This window comes from Acidovorax sp. LjRoot129 (assembly GCF_964253765.1).
Taxonomy (GTDB): domain Bacteria; phylum Pseudomonadota; class Gammaproteobacteria; order Burkholderiales; family Burkholderiaceae_C; genus Acidovorax.
The window spans coordinates 2168420-2186542 of sequence record NZ_CAXUSE020000001.1; the positions used below are offsets into that span (position 1 = coordinate 2168420).

Consider the following 18123-nt stretch of genomic DNA (forward strand, 5'->3'; position numbering starts at 1 on the left):
ATCTGGCCTGATTGAAAATATCTGGTCAGAATGATATAGTCTGGTCTGAATTCACCATTCAGGCCAGACTTTTTCTTTTTGGGGGTCCGCGCATCCATGCAGTCCGTCGGCATCTACGAAGCCAAGAGCAGGTTCTCTGCCCTGATCGAGCTGGTCGAGCAGGGCGAGGAAGTGCGCGTCACCCGCCACGGCAAAGAGGTGGTGCGCCTGCTGCCCGTGCGCCGCCGCCCTGTCATCACCGACGAGCAGATCGCCCGCGAGCTGGGCCAGATCGACGCGCTGCACGCCAGCATCCGCCCCGCAGCCGAGGTTGCCGCCGCAGCCCCCGACACGTTGCGCCGCAAGGGCAGGGCCGCAGCAACATGACCGCCTTCGTCCTTGACGCCTCCGTCACTGCCGCCTGGCTGCTGCCCGACGCCGCCAGCGAGCACACGCGCCGCCTGTACACCCTGATCCGCCGCGACGAGGTCGAGCCCCAGGCTCCCAACCTGTGGCAGTGGGAGTGCAGCAACCTCATCAGCAGCGGCGTGCACAGCGGCCGCATCCCGCCCGCATCGGTTGAAGGCCTGTGGGGCGTGCTCGAAGCCATCCGCCACCGTGTCGAACTGCACGAGCTGGCCCCTGCCCAGCACAAGGCGGTGCTCGACGTGGCGCTCGACACCGGCCTGCCCACCTTCGACGCCGCCTACCTGTGGCTGGCCCGCTCGCTGCGCCTGCCCCTGGCCACGTTCGACGCTGCGCAGGCCGCCGCCGCAAAGCGCAGCGGCGTGCAGCTGCTGGACCTGTCCACCCTCTGACGGCCCCCCTCGGTCAGATCCGTGTTCTTTTTCATTCCCTCGACGCCACCCACCGCCATGCAACACCAGAAAATCCTCATCCTCGATTTCGGCTCGCAAGTCACTCAGCTCATCGCCCGCCGCGTGCGCGAAGCCAACGTGTACTGCGAAGTGCACCCCTGCGACGTGACGGACGAGTGGGTGCGCGACTACGCCAAGGACGGCTCGCTCAAGGGCATCATCCTGTCCGGCAGCCACGCCAGCGTGTACGAAGACACGACAGACAAGGCGCCCGAGGCCGTGTTTACGCTCGGCCTGCCCGTGCTCGGCATCTGCTACGGCATGCAGACCATGGCGCACCAGTTGGGCGGCAAGGTCGAGGGCGGTCACAAGCGCGAGTTCGGCTTTGCCGCGGTGCGTGCCCGTGGCCACACCGCACTGCTCAAGGACATTGCCGACTTCACCACGCCCGAAGGCCACGGCATGCTCAACGTGTGGATGAGCCACGGCGACAAGGTCACCGAGCTGCCCCCGGGCTTCAAGCTCATGGCCAGCACCGACAGCTGCCCCATCGCCGGCATGGCCGACGAAGAGCGCCGCTTCTACGCCCTGCAGTTCCACCCCGAAGTCACCCACACCGTACAGGGCAGGGCGCTGCTCGACCGCTTCGTGCTCGGCATCTGCGGCACCAGCCCCGACTGGGTCATGCGCGACCACATCGCCGAAGCCGTGGAACAGATCCGCCAGCAGGTGGGCAATGAAGAAGTGATCTTGGGCCTCTCCGGCGGCGTCGACTCCTCCGTGGCCGCAGCGCTGATCCACCGCGCCATCGGCGACCAGCTCACCTGCGTCTTCGTCGACCACGGCCTGCTGCGCCTGAATGAAGGCGACATGGTCATGGACATGTTCGTCGGCAAGCTACACGCCAAGGTCATCCGCGTCGATGCCAGCGACATGTTCCTTGGCAAGCTGGCGGGCGTGAGCGAGCCCGAAGCCAAGCGCAAGATCATCGGCGGCCTGTTCGTCGACGTGTTCAGGGCCGAGGCCGCCAAACTGAAAGCCGGCGACGGCGGCCACAAGGGCGCCACCTTCCTGGCTCAGGGCACCATCTACCCCGACGTCATCGAATCCGGCGGCGCCAAGAGCAAGAAGGCTGTCACCATCAAGAGCCATCACAACGTGGGCGGCCTGCCAGAACAGCTGGGCCTCAAGCTGTTGGAGCCCCTGCGCGACCTGTTCAAGGACGAAGTGCGCGAACTCGGCGTGGCCCTGGGCCTGCCGCCCGAAATGGTCTACCGCCACCCCTTCCCCGGCCCCGGCCTGGGCGTGCGCATTTTGGGCGAGGTGAAGAAGGAATACGCCGACCTGCTGCGCCGCGCCGACGCGATCTTCATCGAAGAGCTGCGCAACCATGTCGATGAAGCCACCGGCAAGACCTGGTACGACCTCACCAGCCAGGCCTTCACCGTCTTCCTGCCGGTCAAGAGCGTGGGCGTGATGGGCGATGGCCGCACCTACGATTACGTGGTCGCCCTGCGCGCCGTGCAGACCAGCGACTTCATGACCGCCGACTGGGCCGAGCTGCCTTACGCCCTGCTCAAGAAGGTGTCAGGCCGGATCATCAACGAGGTGCGCGGCATCAACCGCGTGACGTACGACGTGAGCAGCAAGCCGCCAGCGACGATCGAATGGGAGTGAGCGAAGTCGACGGGGCAGACCGCTGGGCTGATTGCAGGGCTGGTGGTGGGACTGTATTTTTATACAGCTTCATGCAAAATATCAGGCCGAACATGCCGATGTCTGCCTGCTATGTCACAACCCCACGATCTGTACTTTTTCGTCCGCCTTCCACCCCAGGCCGCAGACCGCGCGTTTGGGCTCCTTCGCAGCCTCGGCTTGCCACCATGCCCCAAGCGTGGCGCGCAAATGCGCAAGGACGGCCTGCACATCACGGTGGAGAAGCTGGGGCGGTTTCTGGATGGAGTTCCAGGGCGCCAGATTGAACTTGCCATGGCCGCAGCCTGCACCCTGGCCGCAGAGCCTTTCGATATCGAGTTGGATGTCGTGCAGTCCACCACCGGCCCCAGCGGCCAAAGCATGGCGCATTTGACAGGACGAAAGGCAGGCCTACGCGGAATTCGCGGTTTTGAACGCGACCTGGCGCTGGCGATGAGGCGCGTGGGCTTTGATGAGCGCCAAATTCGCCGCAGCTTCAGCCCCCATGTGACGCTGGACTATCGACACGAGCCTTTTGATCCGCGCGACATCGAGCCGCTCGCCTGGCGGGTGTCTGAATTCATGTTGGTGGACAGTCTGTATGGGCTCTCCCAGCACGATGTGCTGGCGCGATGGCCCCTGGTGGCGCGCCAGCAGTCCTTCAGCGATTGGTGAGATCCAGGCGCCGATAAGATCGGGCACTCCCACAATCCGGTTGGTTGTCGCCTGTGTCAGCCAAGCCTCCACCCCGTCCTCCATGGTCCTATCCTTGATGCCCCCCGCCGGCCCCGCCCCGACGCTCGTCCCCCCGCGGCGGAGGGCATTGCCATGACGTCGGCCGCTGATTTCTGGCCCGGATGCGGCTTTCAGATGCTTGCCCGGGACACGCGCGGCTGGCTGGTACCCACCGAGGGGTACCTGCAGCGGCTGCTGACTCGGCCCGAGTTGGCCCTGGTGCCGGAGTCTTGCCCGGCGGAGGTGGCTTTGCACGAATCTTTGGCCATGTCGCCAGCACGCAGCGTCGCCCCTCAGGAGTTGGCGGCTGTGCAAGACGACGATGCACGCGAAAACTACACCGTGTTCATGCGCTTTCGCGATGGCTTGCTGGCCGCGGGCACGCTGGAGGCGTACTACCTGCAACTCATGCGCAGTGGGGCGGTCAACGTGCCAGCCGTGTTCATTGACGCCGTGGTTCAGGCCCTGCTGCGCAACCTGCTCGATGACTGCAATGACGCCTTTGAAGCCCGTGCGGCCGAGATGCTGTTCCGCCCCCAGCGCATCACCCTGCAAGATGGGCAGATGTTGGCGGGCGACCGTGCAACGCTGGACATGTTGAATGAAACAGCGGGCTTGGGGGAGGTGGGGCGCCTTCTGTTGCAAAGCGGCGCATTGCAGCCCACGGCGCAGGTCCAGGTATTGGCCGCCGACAACGCCGGTCAGTACTGGCAGGCGAGCGATCGCCACCACTTTTTACTCGACCTGACCCACGAGCTGACGCAGGACCTGAGCCATGGCCTGACCTTCAAAATGACGCGCGCGCGCTCGGGCCTCAAGGCGCTGGCGCGGGTGCTGGAGCGGTGGGTTGCCCACCTGCTGGGTGTTCAGGTGTTGATCGAACCCGTGCACCAGGTCACCGACAGCGCGTGGCGTTGGCACGTGGGGTTGGACGTGGAATCCACGGCCCTCCTCAATGACCTGTACCAGGACCACCCTGTGGATGCAGATCGGATGGCGCGCCTGGTGAGCCTGTTCACGCTGACCTTTGCCAACCCGGCCGAGATGCGCGCCGATGTGGCGGGCAAGCCGGTGTACCTGGGGCTCGCGACCAACGCCGAGGGCGTGGTGCGCATCAAGCCGCAGAACCTTCCGCTCAATCTACCGCTGGCATCCGCGTCTTAATTTGCTATTGAATCAATAGCTAATAGCGCTTGATTAGAAAGCGCTGGCGGCCAATTTGGTTCAAGTTTTTCCCGCCGGATGGCACGCCGGTGCCGGGCGATCATCCAATGGTCATCAAGCTCGCATTTCCGCCCGCAGCCGCCGTGTTCACACTCAGCGCGCGTTCGATGATCAGGCGCTCCAGCGGGATATCCACCGCGCCGATTGGCAGCGCTGTTACGCCGACGATCGGCCCGTGGCGTCGGGCCAGGGCGGTACACACCGTGTGCAGAGAGGTCGCGTCGCCGTGGTGCAGCACGGCGTCCAGCCCCACCGCGCTGTTCATCAGCGCGTTGTCCTGCAACGCGATCTGGGCCTGTACCAGCGTGGGCAGTTGTGCGCGCAGGCCAGCTTGGTCGGTCGGCCAGAGCGCTGTGCCGCCCGTGGCGAGCAGGGCAGCGGTTTGTGTCAGCAAGTCGTCGGTGCCGTGCGCCAAACACAGCACGCGGCTGCGCGGGGCCAGGGTGTAGACATTGCGTTCGCCCGTGGGGCCGCGCAGGGTGCGGGCAGTGCCGCTTTGGGTTTCTGCGGCAAACCGCACGCAGGTGCGGGCCAGGGCGGGATGGCCTTGTGCCGTAGCCCAGTGCTGCAGCGTATGGAGCGAGGCCAGCAGCCGTTCCCGCTGCGTTTCCTCAGGTGGCGCGATGCGGTCCGCGTCGGCAAAGGTGCGGGCCAGCGCATCGGCTGGCCGCTGGGAAAGCAGCCGCAGCAGATACAGCGGCCCGCCTGCTTTGGGGCCGGTGCCCGACAGACCTTCGCCGCCAAACGGCTGCACGCCCACCACGGCACCGACCATGTTGCGGTTCACGTAGACGTTGCCCGCGTGGGCGCGGTTGACCACGCGGGCAATGGTTTCATCGATGCGGGTGTGCACGCCCTGCGTCAGGCCGTAGCCGGTGGCGTTGATCTGGTCGAGCAACTGGTCCAGGTCGTTGCGGGCGTAGCGCACCAGGTGCAGTACCGGGCCGAAGACTTCGCGTTGCAGTTCGCCGATGTGGTTCAGCTCGATCAGCGTGGGGGGCACAAAGGTGCCCTGTGTGCTGACTGCAGAAACGTGACTCGGGTGCTGGAAAACGGGATGGCCTTGGGCCTTGAATTTCTCGATGTGCTGGGTGATGCCTGCTTGCGCTTCGGCGTCGATCACCGGTCCCACGTCCACACGCAGCGCGCCGGGGTTGCCCACACGGAGCTCGCCCATGGCGCCTTGCAGCATCTCGACCACGCGGTCGGCAGCGTCGTCCTGCACACACAACACACGCAGGGCCGAGCAGCGCTGGCCTGCGCTGTCAAAGGCGGACGACACGGCGTCGCCCACCACCTGTTCGACCAGGGCGGACGAGTCCACGATCATCGCGTTCTGCCCGCCGGTTTCTGCAATCAGCGGGATGGGGCGGCCTGCGGCATCCAGCCGCCCGGCCACGGTGCGCTGCAGGATGCGCGCGACCTCGGTGGAGCCCGTGAACATCACGCCCATCACGCGGGCGTCGCCAATCAGGCGCGCGCCCACGGTTTCGCCCTGGCCCGGCAGCAGCTGCACTGCGGCGCGGGGCACACCGGCCTGCCACAGCAGGCGCACTGCCTCGGCGGCGATCAGCGGGGTTTGTTCGGCGGGCTTGGCCAGCACGGGGTTGCCCGCAGCCAGCGCGGCCGCGACCTGGCCCATGAAGATAGCGAGTGGAAAGTTCCAGGGGCTGATGCAGGCCACAGGGCCCAGCGGGATGTGGGTGGTGTTGTCGAAGGTGCTTTGCACGTGGGCCGCGTAGTAACGGAGGAAGTCCACGGCCTCGCGCACTTCGGCCACGGCGTTGCTGGCGCTCTTGCCGGCTTCGCGCATCAGCAGGCCCAGCAGGGGCAACATGCGCTCTTCCAGCAGGTCGGCCGCGCGCAGCAGGGCGGCGGCACGCTCGGCGGGCGGTGTGGCAGCCCAGGGTGCTGCGGCGGCCTGGGCGTGGGCCAGCGCCTGGTCCACGTCGTCGGCGGTGGCCTCTTGCACCGGGCCCACGATGTCGCTGTGGTCGGCGGGGTTGCGCACGGGCTGGGCAGGGCCTGCAGGGGCATCGGTGCCCAGCAAGGGGCCGGCGTTCCAGGCATGGGTGGCAGTGGCCTGCAGGGCGGTAGCCAGTTCGGTCAGCGTGTTCTCGTTCGACAGGTCCAGCCCGCGCGAGTTGGTGCGGTGCGCGCCATACAGGCCCTGCGGCGTGGCAATGCGGGGATGGGGCAGGCCCGCAGTGCCTTCCACTGCGGCTTGCTGGTCTACGACCTGCACGGGGCTGCGTACCAACTCATCCAGTGCAATCGCTTCGTCGGCAATGCGGTTCACGAACGAGGTGTTGGCACCGTTTTCCAGCAAGCGGCGCACCAGATAAGCCAGCAGCGTCTCGTGCGTGCCCACGGGGGCGTAGATGCGGCACGGGCGGCCGAGCTTGCCGGCAGCGATGGCACCGACCACCTGCTCATAGAGCGGCTCGCCCATGCCGTGCAGGCACTGGAATTCGTATTGCCCGGCGTAATAGTTGCTGCCCGCCAGCTGGTAGATGGTGGCCACCGTTTCGGCGTTGTGTGTGGCGAACTGGGGGTACACGGCCTCGGGCGCAGCCAGCAGCTTCTTGGCGCAGGCAATGTACGAAATGTCGGTGTGCACCTTGCGGGTGTAGACGGGGTAATCCTCCAGGCCATCGACCTGGGCGCGCTTGATTTCGCTGTCCCAATACGCGCCTTTGACCAAACGCACCATCAGGCGGCGCTGGGTGCGGCGGGCCAGGTCCACCACGTAGTCGATGACAAACGGGCAGCGCTTTTGGTAAGCCTGGATCACAAAGCCAATGCCGTTCCAGCCGGCCAGGGTGGGCTCGTGGCACAGGCGCTCCAGCAGGTCCAGCGACAGTTCCAGCCGGTCGGCTTCTTCGGCGTCAATGTTCAGGCCGATGTCGTACTGCTTGGCCAAGGCGGTCAGGCGCAACACTAGCGGGTACAGCTCGTCCATTACGCGGCCAAACTGTGCACGGCTGTAGCGTGGATGCAAGGCCGACAGCTTGATGGAAATGCCCGGCCCTTCATAGATGCCGCGCCCGGCAGACGCTTTGCCAATCGCGTGGATAGCCTGTTCGTAGGACTGGTAGTAGCGCTGCGCGTCTGCGCTGGTCAGCGCGGCCTCGCCCAGCATGTCGTACGAATAGCGAAAGCCCTCGGCCTCCATCGTGCGGGCGTTGCGCAGGGCTTCGTCAATGGTCTCGCCGGTCACAAACTGCTCGCCCATCATGCGCATGGCCATGTCCACGCCTTTGCGGATCAGAGGCTCGCCCCCCTTGCCGATCAGGCGGCCCAGCGAGATGCCCAGGCTGCTTTCGCTGTGTGTGGCTACCAGCTTGCCGGTGATGAGCAGGCCCCAGGTGGCGGCGTTGACGAAAAGGGACGGGCTCTTGCCCAGGTGGCCATCCCACTGGCCGTGGCTGATTTTGTCGCGGATCAGCGCGTCGCGCGTAGCCTTGTCCGGGATGCGCAGCAGGGCCTCGGCCAGGCACATCAGCGCCACGCCTTCTTGGGACGACAGTGAAAACTCTTGCAGCAGCCCCTGCACGATGCCCGCGCGCCCCGCGCTGGCTTTGCGTTCGCGCAGCGCTTTGGCAATGCGCAGTGCCAGCTGCTGGGACGCTGCAGCCTGTTCTTGGGGTAGGCGGGCCTGGGCCAGCAGCGGGGCCAGGGCTTCCGGCTCGGGGCGGCGATAGGCGGCAGTGATGGCCGCGCGCAGCGGGTTGCTCAACAGGGTGCGGGGAGCAAAGTCTGCAAACGGCGCGGAGGGCTGGGCGTTGGGCTGCGTCATGGCGGTGTCTTTCGGTGATGTGTGGGCCAATCTGCGTTTGGCGTTATGGGCGATGATCCTTGGACTGGCGATGAATAAATGGTCGAAAATTGCCATGTCTACCGAATAAATCGCTAACCAACATGCAAGCAGAAACCGATATGGACCGTATCGACCGCAAGATTTTGTCAATCCTGCAGGAAGACGGCCGCATTGCCAACCTCAAGCTGGCCGAGGCCGTGGCCCTGTCGCCCACAGCAGTGCTGGCGCGTGTGCAGCGCCTCACGCGCGATGGTTTCATCCTGGGCTACGAGGCCCGCCTGAACCCCCTCAAGCTGGGCGCGGGCATGTTGGTGTTCGTCGAAGTGCTGCTCGACCGCACCACGCCCAACGTGTTCGACCAGTTCAAGGCGGCAGTGCAGGTGCATCCTGAGATCATGGAATGCCACATGGTGGCCGGCGGCTTCGACTACCTGCTCAAGACCCGTTCGGCCGACATGAATGCCTACCGCGTGTTTGCCGGCGCGGTCCTCTGGCAGCTGCCCGGCGTGCGGGAGACGCGCACTTATGCGGTGATGGAAGAGGTCAAGCACACCAACCATCTGCACTTGAGGTAGCGCGGGCCTCGTGCCCAGTACTATTGGTCGCCTGCGCCAGAGCGGTTTTCAGGCCACAGCTGCATTGGCCGGGCAGGCCAAAGCCCGCATAATGCCCGGCAGAACCGTCAGTTTCAGGAGAAGCAACCATGAAGGCCCTTCCATACGCTGCCGCAGCCCTGGTGGCTGCACTTTTCAGCCAGTCCGCGGCGGCCTCGTGCTACCTGGTCTATGGCCCCGACAAGGACCTCGTCTACCGCGCCCCCGAGCCGCCGATCGACATGTCCCGCCAGATCCACGAAACCCTTCCGCTCGTCGCGCCGAACTCGACGCTGGTTTTCACGCCCGACAACCACAACTGCGACCTCACCATCAACAAGCTGCCTCTGGCCTCGGTCTCGATGCGCGGTGGTGCCGGCCGGCGTGCCGCACGCGCCGACCGCAGCTGATCTCAGGTGAAGCGCCGCCTCAGGTCGGGCAGGGCGCCCGCCCGGGCCTGAGACAATCGGGGGATGAGCGAACCGAAAGAACTATCCCCCTCGTTTGAACCCTGCGCGCAAAGCGCGACCGACCTGCCCGAGGGCTGGCTGCAGGTGCAGTCCATGGACCTTGACGCGCAGGGCGTGGCCCGGCGGCCTGATGGCAAGGTCGTCTTTATCGATGGTGCCCTGCCGTTTGAGCTGGTCACCGCCAACACCCACCGCAAGAAGAACAACTGGGAGCAGGCCAGCCTCACGGCGATCCACCGCGAATCGTCGCAGCGCGTGCGCCCAGGCTGCCCGCATTTTGGGCTACACGCGGGTGCCTGCGGTGGCTGCAAGATGCAGCACTTGCACGTGGGCGCGCAAGTGGCCGTCAAGCAGCGGGTGCTGGAAGACAACCTCTGGCACCTGGGCAAGGTCAAGGCTGAAACCGTGATGCGGCCCATCGAAGGCCCGGCCTGGGGCTACCGGTACCGGGCGCGGCTGTCGGTTCGCCACGTGATCAAGAAGGGCCAGGTGCTGATCGGCTTTCATGAGCGCAAGAGTCGGTATGTGGCCGACATGCAGACGTGCAAGGTCTTGCCGCCCCATGTGGACGCGATGCTGATGCCGCTGCGTGCGCTGATTGCCGGCATGGACGCCCGCGATACCTGCCCACAGATCGAACTGGCTTGTGGCGATAGCGTCACGGCGATGGTGTTGCGGCACCTGGAGCCGCTGAGCGCTGATGACGTCGCCCGGCTGCGCGCTTTTGCCGCCGAGCACGGCGTGCAGTGGTGGCTGCAGCCCAAGGGGCCAGACACCGTAAAGCTGCTGGACGAAGGCGGTGAAGAGCTCTCGTATGCGCTGCCGGACTTCGGCATCACCATGCCGTTCAAGCCCACCGACTTCACACAGGTGAACCCGCACATCAATCGCGTGCTGGTGAGCCGGGCGCTGCGCCTGCTGGACGTCAAGCCGCACGAGCGCGTGATCGACTGGTTCTGCGGCCTGGGCAACTTCACGCTGCCGCTGGCCACGCAGGCCCGCGAGGTGCTGGGCATTGAAGGCAGCGAGGCCCTGGTCGCCCGCTCGCGCGAAAACTACGCATTGAATCAGGCTCTAGCGCTTAATGGTAAAGCGCTTTCAGCTACTGATTTTGTAGCGCGCAACCTGTTTGAGATGACGCCCGAGATGCTGGTGGCCGACGGCTCGGCTGAAAAATGGCTGGTGGATCCACCACGCGAAGGTGCATTTGCGCTTGCCACCGCGCTGGCGGACCTTGAGCAGGCCCGCCTCGGTGCCGAGGGGGCTGGTCCGCTGCCGGCCGGTGCCGAGAACTGGACTCCGCCCCAACGCATCGTCTACGTGAGCTGCAACCCCGCCACGCTGGCCCGTGACGCGGGCCTGCTGGTGCACAAGGGCGGCTATAAGTGCACGGCAGCGGGCATGGTCAACATGTTCCCGCACACCGCGCACGTGGAAAGCATGGCGGTGTTCGAACGGGTCTGAGGGGCTTGCTCGCCCCTTGGCCGGGTTCAGGCAGGGGGCAGAGCCATCTCGCGGGATGATTTGCGGTAGCGGTAGGGCGGGATCAGGTCAGCGGTGACGGCCCCGGCGGCGCTCTGCACAGTAAGCAGTGCGTGCGAACCCCGCAGGGATCAGCTTCGGCTGCGGCTTGCCGCGGGGTCGCGGGTTTCTGTTTCGATCTCCGCGCCGCTGCCCTTGCGTTCGGGCTTCTCCGCGTTGCCGAGTACGGAGGGGGCGCCTTCGATCTTGTTCTCGCGCATGTAGGCGTCCATGTCCTTCCACCCGGCAAACACCGAGGCCTTGGCCGCCTTGGGGTTCAGCATGTAGCAGTCTTCCAGCCCCCGCAGGGCGTGGCGGCAGGCGCCGCCAATGGCCTTGGCTTCTTCCTCGCGCTGCGCGACGCGGGGATCGGGGCCCAGGCCGGGAATCTTGTCGCAGCCCGCCAGCAGCACCACAAGGGCAGTCACGGCCAGCAGACGCAGCGGGGGGGAAGCAGGGAGGCGATACATGTACTTGCATTATCGGCAGCTCAGCCTGGCTATTGAGGCTTGATACATCCGGCCGCCCAAGAAAAAGGCTCCCCGCAGGGAGCCTTTTGTTCTGGCCGATGGCCCGGGCGCGTTATTCGCGTTCGCCGCCCATGATGCCCAGCAGGGCGAGCAGGCTCTGGAACACGTTGAAGACGTCCAGGTACAGGGCCAGCGTGGCACTGATGTAATTGGTTTCGCCACCGTCCAGGATCTGCTTGATGTCGTACAGCATGTAGGCGCTGAAGATGCCGATGGCCGCCATCGAGATCGCCATCATGCCCACGCTGGAGCCGACGAACACGTTGATGATGCCGCCGACCATGAGCACCAGCGCGCCCACCATCAGCCACTTGCCCATGCCCGACAGGTCACGCTTGATCACGCTGGCCAGGGTGGCCATCACGAAGAACACGCCTGCGGTGCCGGCGAAGGCCGTCATGATGAGGTCGGTGCCGTTCTTGAAGCCCAGCACCATGCCGATCAGGCGCGAGAGCATCAGCCCCATGAAGAACGTGAAGGCCAGCAGCACCGGCACGCCGGCCGCAGAGCGCTTGGTCTTTTCAATCGCGAACATGAAGGCGAACGCGCCGCCCAGGAACACGATCAGGCCCACGCCGCCGCGCAGCGACTGGGTGATGCCGGTGGCCACGCCGATCCAGGCGCCGAGCACCGTAGGAATCATGCTGAGGGCCAGCAGCCAGTAGGTGTTGCGAAGAACCCGGTGGCGGTCTTCCTGCGAGATGCCATAGCCCGCAGAGTGGCCCAGGGTGGTGACTTGGTCATTCATCTTGTGTCTCTCCTTGTTGGCCTGCACAGCGCAGACACTGCAAATTCTAGGTGGTGGCGGTTTTTTGACTTGCAATGACCGCGTCGGCTTACCTACTTTTGGTAAGGGTACTTTCAACCTGCATGAGGGTGAGGGGCCCGGGCGATGCCGCTATGCTCACGGGCGCTGCCCTCCGGCCGGCCTGTAGGCCTGGCCGGGCACCGATCCTTCTTTCCTTCTCTTTCCCCCGGACGCATTCATGAAAACCAAGCACGAACTCGAACTGGCCGACGTCAAAGCCATTGCCGCCGCAGCCGAAGCCGAAGCCCTGAAGAACCACTGGGCCGTGACCATCGCCATCGTGGACGACGGCGGCCACCTGCTGTGGCTGCAGCGCCTGGACGGCGCCGCGGCGGTGTCGTCGCACATCGCGCCCTCCAAGGCCCGCACGGCCGCCGTGGGGCGCCGCGAGAGCAAGGTGTATGAGGACGTGATCAACGGCGGCCGGACTTCGTTCCTGAGCGCGCCAGGCATCGACGGCCTGCTCGAAGGCGGCGTGCCAATCCTCAAGGATGGGCAGTGCCTGGGCGCCGTGGGCGTGAGCGGTGTGAAGTCCACCGAGGATGCACAGGTTGCGCGGGCAGGCATTGCGGCAATTGGTTTGTGAGTTTGATATATTTTTGATAGCTATTGGCGCTTGTATATCAAGCGCCAGGGCCCAAAAAGGCTCAAAAATCACGCCTTGGAATCCCTGGGCACAAAAAAACCGGCCTCAGGCCGGTTTTTGTTTTTCTGACGATCGCGGGGCTGGAAAAAAAGCCTGGCTACGCGGGCGGACCCGTTGGCTGGCAAAAACGACCCTTGCGAGCTTGTTACAAGCCCGGGAGTCGCCCCACGATGAAACTAGGTGGTGGCGTGCACCATGCGGTGCGTTCGGAGCAGGATCCTCAGCATGGACCCCGAACGCGGGAAATGCATCACTGGCAGTGATCGCGTCGTTCGGATGCTCGTCACTTATTTGGTCAGGATCAGCTTGCCCAGCTTGGTGGCCTGCAGGCGGTACACCGAGCCGTTGTGGCTGATGGCGACCGTTTTTTGCCCCTGGAGCAGGGCACTGCTGTCCACCGCGGCCGCCGCGCCTTCGGTGCGTTGGCTGGCTGGGCCCTGGGCCTGCGCTGCGGCCTTGCTGGACGAAGCGGGGCGCAGGATGGATGCGGCGGTCAGTGTGGCTTGCATTGGGTGTTTCCTGGTGCGTTGCAGTGCGATTTGTTAATGATAGTGATTCGCAATTACAAGTCAAGCCATTGGAGTGTTTCTTTTTGTTCTGGTGCTGGACTGTTCGACGGTTTGTGGGGCCCAGCGAGCGCCGAGTGATGATCCGCAGGAAAACTACAGGTCGCGTTGGGGCCGCTCCGGAATGCGACCTCCGGCCCCAGGGCCAGTCGCGGTGACCATCTATGGGGTCCGCCGCGCAAAAAATGGCATCGGCGCTCGTCAAAAAAAGAAACCCGGCAGGCCCGCCGCAGGCAGTGCGTGCGGAGGCGTGCCGGGTGGCGAGCGGAAACAGTCCAGCCTAGGCTAGGGCGCTGGGTCCGTCACAAAACCAATCTTGCGCACGCCTGCCCGCTGGGCCGCCGCCATGGCCTGGGCTACGCGTTCGTAGCGCACTTCCTTGTCGCCGCGGATGTGCAGATCTGGCTGGGGCTGCTTGGCGGCCTCGGCCTGCAGGCGGGGGAAGAGTTCCTCTTCCGTGACCTGCGACTCGTTCCAGAAGTACTTGCCGTCGGCCGACACCGACAGGCGCACGGTCTCGGGCTTGACGTCCTCGGGCTGGTTGGTGGCACGAGGCAGGTCTACGTTGACCGAGTGCTTCATCACCGGCACGGTGATGATGAAGATGATGAGCAGCACCAGCATGACGTCCACCAGGGGCGTCATGTTGATCTCGTTCATCACGTCATCGGCATCGTCTTGGGTTCCGAAGGCCATGGCTTACGCGCCTTTCTTGAGGGGCAGGACCTTGGCCTGTTCGCCGCCGGCGTTGACGCGGGCACCGGTCACGAAATAGGCGTGCAGGTCGTGGGCAAAGCTGTTGAGGCCGCCCAGGATGGACTTGTTGCCGCGCACCAGGGCGTTGTAGCCGAGGACGGCGGGGATGGCCACGGCCAGGCCCAGGGCCGTCATGATCAGCGCCTCGCCGATGGGGCCGGCGACCTTGTCGATGGTGGACTGGCCCGACGTGCCGATGGCGAGCAGCGCGTGGTAGATGCCCCAGACGGTGCCGAACAGGCCGATGAAGGGAGCGGTGGAGCCGACCGAGGCCAGGATGGCCAGGCCCGACTGCAGGCGGGCGGTGAATTCGTCGATGCAGTTGCGCAGGCAGCGCGTGACCCAGTCGCTCACGTCCAGGCTGTCATGCAGGTGGGCCTTGGTGTTGCGGTGGTGGGCGGTGGCTTCGCGGCCTTCCAGGGCCAGGTGGCGGAAGGGGTTGGTGTTGTCGCTGCCCAGCTTGGTCAGGCCGGCGGCGAAGTCTTCGCTGTGCCAGAAGTCCTGCGCGGCGCGGGTGTGCTTCTTGAACTTGATGATGTCCAGCGCCTTGATGAAGATGACGATCCACGAGGCCAGCGACATGGCCAGCAGGATGATGGCGACCGCGCGGGTGACGAAGTCACCCTGGATCCATACGTTGGCGATGCCGAATTGCGATTCCATGAAAAAACTCCCTGAAGCTGATCTAAAGCGTTGATTGACCGATTGACCGATTGACTGATTATTCGAGCACGAAGTTGACAGGGACCAGGTTCCACATGGTCGCCGGCACGCCGTCGCGTTTGCCGGGCACGAAGCGCCAGCGCATGACGGCCTCCTGGGCCTGTTTGTCCAGCCGGTCGAAACCGCTGGACTTGTTGATTTCCACCTGCTGCGGCGTACCGTCAATGCCGATCAGCACGCGCAGCACCACCTTGCCCTGCTCGCCCATGCGTTTGCTGATGGCGGGGTAGCTGGGCTTTGGGTTGTTCAGGTAGGCCGCGTCGCTCGATGGCAACTCGATCTTGGGCGGGGCAGGCGGTGCCGGCGGAGCGGGTGGCGCCGGGGGCGCGACCGGAGCCTCGATGGGCGGCGCAGGCGGCTGCGGCGTGGTCACGCCGGTGGGGGCGTTGGGCGCAGGTGTGGGGTCTGCAATGGCCACGGGCATAGGGGCCGGGCGCTGCGCCACCTTGGGCGCGGGCCGTGGGGGCGGTGGCGGGGCAGGGGGCGGCGGGGTGATCTTGGGCGGGGCAGGCGGCGCGATAAATTCGCTCAGGAGCTCTGCCGGGACGATGACTTCGGCCGCGCGGCGCAGCAAGCCCGATTGCAGGGCCCAGATGCCCGCAATGTGCAGTGCAATGACGGAGCCCACGATCACGGTATTGCGGCTGACACCCCCAGGGGTGGCAAAACGATCAGGGTGAGACATAAAAATGATAGCAGCCAGCGCTTACGTATCAAGCGCTAGAGGCCAAAAAGACCTAGTTATTTGCGAAAGATCCACCAGGCCGAGCCTGCGACGAGGATCAGGCTGCCAGCGAGCGTTGAGAGGAGTTCCATGACTTGCTTTCCAGGATGGAGTTGGCAAGCTGGATCGTTTGTGGCGCCGATTCGTTGTGCAGGGCGGCCACTGGATTCGATGCACTGCATTGCGCCACCACGTCGCGGGCGCAGCTTTCGCAGCAACCGCATTGGGTGGCGACACCCAGCTCGAACTGGATCTCGTCAAAGCTCATTCCAGCGCGTGCGTGGCGAGCGATCTCACGGTCAGAAACCCGGCGGCAAACACAGACGATCATGGCGGCAGGCAGTGTGGCTGGCTGTTGATGGTGTCGCCATTATAAATAAGAATCTGTCGCATTTGCAATAAACCATTCCTGCCGTGAGGGGCAAGGGCACTTTTTAGGCCAGTTTTTGCGCCGGTTTGCGCGGTCTATTTGCGCGCCATTTGCCTGCCCGGCGTGCCAGCCCCACAGGCGGGTCTCTGATCAGCGACTTGGCTGCAGCAGCAAGGCCGGCGTCGCGTCTGCCAGGGTGGCGCAGCCGGTCAGCGCCATGGCGATCTCCAGCTCATCGCGCAGCAGCCGCAACACGTGGGCCACGCCCGCGGCGCCTGCATTGGCCAGGCCGTAGACGGCGGGGCGGCCGATCAGGACCGCGCTGGCTCCGAGCGCCAGGGCCTTGAGCACATCGGTGCCGCGGCGGATGCCGCCATCCACCAGCACTGGCAGGGTGCTGTCGACCGCGCGGACGGCGTCGACCACGCGCGGCAGCATGGTGGCGGTGGCGGGCGTGGTGTCAAGCGTGCGGCCGCCATGGTTCGACACGATGATGCCGGCCACCCCCAGTTCAGCGGCTTGGCGCGCGTCGTCCGGGTGCAGCACGCCCTTGAGCAGCACCGGAAGCCGCGTGATGGATTGCAGCCACTGCACATCGGCCCAGGTCGGCGCGTGGTGCAGTAGTTCGTCAAACAGGGCGCTCTGGCCGGGCGCAAGCGGCACCTGCGGCGGGGGCAACATGCCCAGCAGGTTGGCTGCAGTGATGCCCGGCGGCAGGCGAAACCCGGCGCGCCGCTCGCGGTCGCGTGCGCCGTGGCAGGGCGCGTCTACGGTCAGTACCAGCGCTTCGTATCCCGCGCGTTCGGCGCGCTCCACCAGTTCGCGCGTGAAATCGCGGTCGTGCTGCAGATACAGCTGAAACCACAACGGTCCCCGGCCCGCATCGTCGCGAACGGCATGGGCCACGGCCTCGAGCCGCGTGCTGGCCTGCGTGCTCAGCACCAAGCCCGCACCCAGCGCCGCTGCAGCGTGGGCTGCGCCCATCTCGCCATCGGCATGGGCCATGCGCTGGTAGGCCACGGGCGCAAGCAGGATGGGGCAGGCCAGCGTGCGGCCCAGCAGCTGCACACGGGTGTGGCCGCCGGCCAGCGGCCGCAGCACGCGGGGCAGCAGCGTGATGGCGTCCCAGGCACTGCGGTTGGCGGCGAGCGTGATCTCATCGGCCGCGCCGCCGCTGAAGTACGCCCAGGCGCCGGGATCGAGGTGGGTGCTGGCGTGGGCTTCGTGGTCCGCCAGCGTCACCACGCCGGGGGGAAGGGCAGTGCGCGGGCCGGTGGGCGTTGCGGGTGCGGGGGGCAGGCTCATGTGTCCGCCCACATGCGCAGCAGGTTGTGGTACGTGCCGGTCAGGGCCACGGTTTCGGGCGATTCGCCGTGCTCCTGGCGCAGGCGCAACAGGGCCATGTCCATGTTGTAGAGAAGGCGCCGTTGCTCGTCGCTGCGCACCATGCTTTCCACCCAAAAAAAACAGGCCATGCGGTGCCCGCGGGTCACCGGCAGTACCTGGTGCACGCTGGTGCCGGGGTAGATCACGGCATGGCCGGCGGGCAGCTTGATGTGCTGCTCGCCAAAGGTGTCGTCGATGCAGAGCTCGCCGCCGTCGTATTCATCGGGCTCGGACAGGAACACGGTGCAAGAGATGTCGGTGCGCAGGCGTTCACGCCGGTCTGCCATCTGGCGCACGGCGCTGTCGACGTGGTGGCCGTAGTGGTTGGCGCCGTCGCCATAGCGGTTGATGCGCGGCGGGAAAACGCGTTTGGGCAGCGTGGCGGTCAAAAAAAGCGCACTGCGGTCCAGCGACGCCATCACCAGGGCTGCGATGTGCTGGGCGGCTTCGCTGTCGCGCGGCAACTGCTCATTGTTCTTGGCCTGCGCCGCTTGCGACCCTGCGCTGTCGCGCCCGTCTGCCCAGGGGGCTTTGCGCAGCAGCTGGCGCGCGGTCTGCAGGTCTTTTGGGGAGAGCAGGTCTGGAAGTGTGAGCAGCATGGGGGGTGAGTGTCGGTCAAAACAGGGGGCGCGGAGCAGGCAGCATCGGCTCAGGACCTTGTGGCTTGAACCTGTTGTGGGCCGCGCTGCAGCGTGCGGTCCGCCGGTGGCGTGCGCAAAGATACCAAGGCTTCCATAAAAAAAGCCGCCCCGGTAAGGG

Annotated in this window: 19 protein-coding genes; 9 read left to right on the plus strand and 10 right to left on the minus strand. The window is 65.5% G+C overall.

What is annotated here, in order from left to right; all coding sequences use genetic code 11:
• Nucleotides 1-96 precede the first annotated feature (96 nt).
• The 5 genes from ACSQ3Q_RS09925 (at nt 97) to ACSQ3Q_RS09945 (ending at nt 4391) form a co-directional block, all read left to right on the plus strand.
• A complete protein-coding gene (locus ACSQ3Q_RS09925) occupies nt 97-366 on the plus strand; it encodes a type II toxin-antitoxin system Phd/YefM family antitoxin (protein WP_436134224.1) in 270 nt (89 codons plus the stop codon).
• Complete coding sequence (locus ACSQ3Q_RS09930; protein ID WP_057268806.1) at nt 363-797, plus strand: type II toxin-antitoxin system VapC family toxin; 435 nt, start codon at nt 363-365, stop codon at nt 795-797. The genes ACSQ3Q_RS09925 and ACSQ3Q_RS09930 overlap by 4 nt, the downstream gene beginning before the upstream one ends.
• 57 nt (nt 798-854) lie before the next feature.
• Nucleotides 855-2474: a glutamine-hydrolyzing GMP synthase gene (guaA, locus tag ACSQ3Q_RS09935; protein WP_436134225.1), complete on the plus strand. Its 1620-nt coding sequence runs from the start codon at nt 855-857 to the stop codon at nt 2472-2474.
• Between the two features lie 111 nt (nt 2475-2585).
• Nucleotides 2586-3167, plus strand: coding sequence for a 2'-5' RNA ligase family protein (locus tag ACSQ3Q_RS09940; protein WP_436134226.1), 582 nt, complete (start codon nt 2586-2588; stop codon nt 3165-3167).
• Nucleotides 3168-3320: 153 nt separating this feature from the next.
• Nucleotides 3321-4391, plus strand: coding sequence for a DUF6352 family protein (locus tag ACSQ3Q_RS09945; protein WP_436134227.1), 1071 nt, complete (start codon nt 3321-3323; stop codon nt 4389-4391).
• Between the two features lie 100 nt (nt 4392-4491).
• Here the strand turns inward: ACSQ3Q_RS09945 and putA are convergent, their stop codons facing one another.
• Complete coding sequence (gene putA / locus ACSQ3Q_RS09950) at nt 4492-8250, minus strand: trifunctional transcriptional regulator/proline dehydrogenase/L-glutamate gamma-semialdehyde dehydrogenase (RefSeq protein ID WP_436134228.1); 3759 nt, start codon at nt 8248-8250, stop codon at nt 4492-4494.
• 122 nt (nt 8251-8372) lie between these two features.
• Between putA and ACSQ3Q_RS09955 the strand changes: the two genes are divergently transcribed.
• The 3 genes from ACSQ3Q_RS09955 to rlmD all read left to right on the plus strand — a co-directional run bounded on the left by ACSQ3Q_RS09955 (nt 8373) and on the right by rlmD (nt 10798).
• Nucleotides 8373-8846: an Lrp/AsnC ligand binding domain-containing protein gene (locus ACSQ3Q_RS09955; protein WP_436134229.1), complete on the plus strand. Its 474-nt coding sequence runs from the start codon at nt 8373-8375 to the stop codon at nt 8844-8846.
• Nucleotides 8847-8974: 128 nt separating this feature from the next.
• Complete coding sequence (locus ACSQ3Q_RS09960; RefSeq protein WP_436134230.1) at nt 8975-9274, plus strand: hypothetical protein; 300 nt, start codon at nt 8975-8977, stop codon at nt 9272-9274.
• 63 nt (nt 9275-9337) lie between these two features.
• Nucleotides 9338-10798, plus strand: coding sequence for a 23S rRNA (uracil(1939)-C(5))-methyltransferase RlmD (rlmD, locus tag ACSQ3Q_RS09965; RefSeq protein ID WP_436134231.1), 1461 nt, complete (start codon nt 9338-9340; stop codon nt 10796-10798).
• A 149-nt stretch (nt 10799-10947) separates the two neighbouring features.
• Here the strand turns inward: rlmD and ACSQ3Q_RS09970 are convergent, their stop codons facing one another.
• Nucleotides 10948-11325, minus strand: a complete 378-nt coding sequence (locus ACSQ3Q_RS09970) for a hypothetical protein (RefSeq protein ID WP_436134232.1) — start codon at nt 11323-11325, stop codon at nt 10948-10950.
• Between the two features lie 112 nt (nt 11326-11437).
• Nucleotides 11438-12133, minus strand: coding sequence for a Bax inhibitor-1/YccA family protein (locus tag ACSQ3Q_RS09975; protein ID WP_436134233.1), 696 nt, complete (start codon nt 12131-12133; stop codon nt 11438-11440).
• Between the two features lie 238 nt (nt 12134-12371).
• Between ACSQ3Q_RS09975 and ACSQ3Q_RS09980 the strand changes: the two genes are divergently transcribed.
• Entirely contained in the window at nt 12372-12779 is a 408-nt protein-coding gene (locus ACSQ3Q_RS09980) for a GlcG/HbpS family heme-binding protein (RefSeq protein WP_436134234.1), read from the plus strand.
• A gap of 347 nt (nt 12780-13126) precedes the next feature.
• Here ACSQ3Q_RS09980 and hemP read toward each other — a convergent pair whose 3' ends face one another.
• From hemP to ACSQ3Q_RS10015, 7 genes are all read right to left on the minus strand, one after another.
• Entirely contained in the window at nt 13127-13348 is a 222-nt protein-coding gene (hemP, locus tag ACSQ3Q_RS09985) for a hemin uptake protein HemP (RefSeq protein WP_436134235.1), read from the minus strand.
• 342 nt (nt 13349-13690) lie between these two features.
• Nucleotides 13691-14101 (minus strand): ExbD/TolR family protein, encoded by a 411-nt coding sequence (locus ACSQ3Q_RS09990; protein WP_436134236.1) that lies wholly within the window; start codon nt 14099-14101, stop codon nt 13691-13693.
• Nucleotides 14102-14104: 3 nt separating this feature from the next.
• Entirely contained in the window at nt 14105-14824 is a 720-nt protein-coding gene (locus ACSQ3Q_RS09995) for a MotA/TolQ/ExbB proton channel family protein (RefSeq protein WP_436134237.1), read from the minus strand.
• Between the two features lie 58 nt (nt 14825-14882).
• A complete protein-coding gene (locus ACSQ3Q_RS10000; RefSeq protein WP_436134238.1) occupies nt 14883-15569 on the minus strand; it encodes an energy transducer TonB in 687 nt (228 codons plus the stop codon).
• 97 nt (nt 15570-15666) lie between these two features.
• Nucleotides 15667-15939, minus strand: a complete 273-nt coding sequence (locus tag ACSQ3Q_RS10005) for a (2Fe-2S)-binding protein (RefSeq protein ID WP_436134239.1) — start codon at nt 15937-15939, stop codon at nt 15667-15669.
• A 189-nt stretch (nt 15940-16128) separates the two neighbouring features.
• Nucleotides 16129-17283, minus strand: a complete 1155-nt coding sequence (locus ACSQ3Q_RS10010; RefSeq protein ID WP_436134240.1) for an alpha-hydroxy acid oxidase — start codon at nt 17281-17283, stop codon at nt 16129-16131.
• Complete coding sequence (locus ACSQ3Q_RS10015; RefSeq protein ID WP_436134241.1) at nt 17280-17963, minus strand: Fe2+-dependent dioxygenase; 684 nt, start codon at nt 17961-17963, stop codon at nt 17280-17282. The genes ACSQ3Q_RS10010 and ACSQ3Q_RS10015 overlap by 4 nt, the downstream gene beginning before the upstream one ends.
• Nucleotides 17964-18123: the final 160 nt, after the last annotated feature.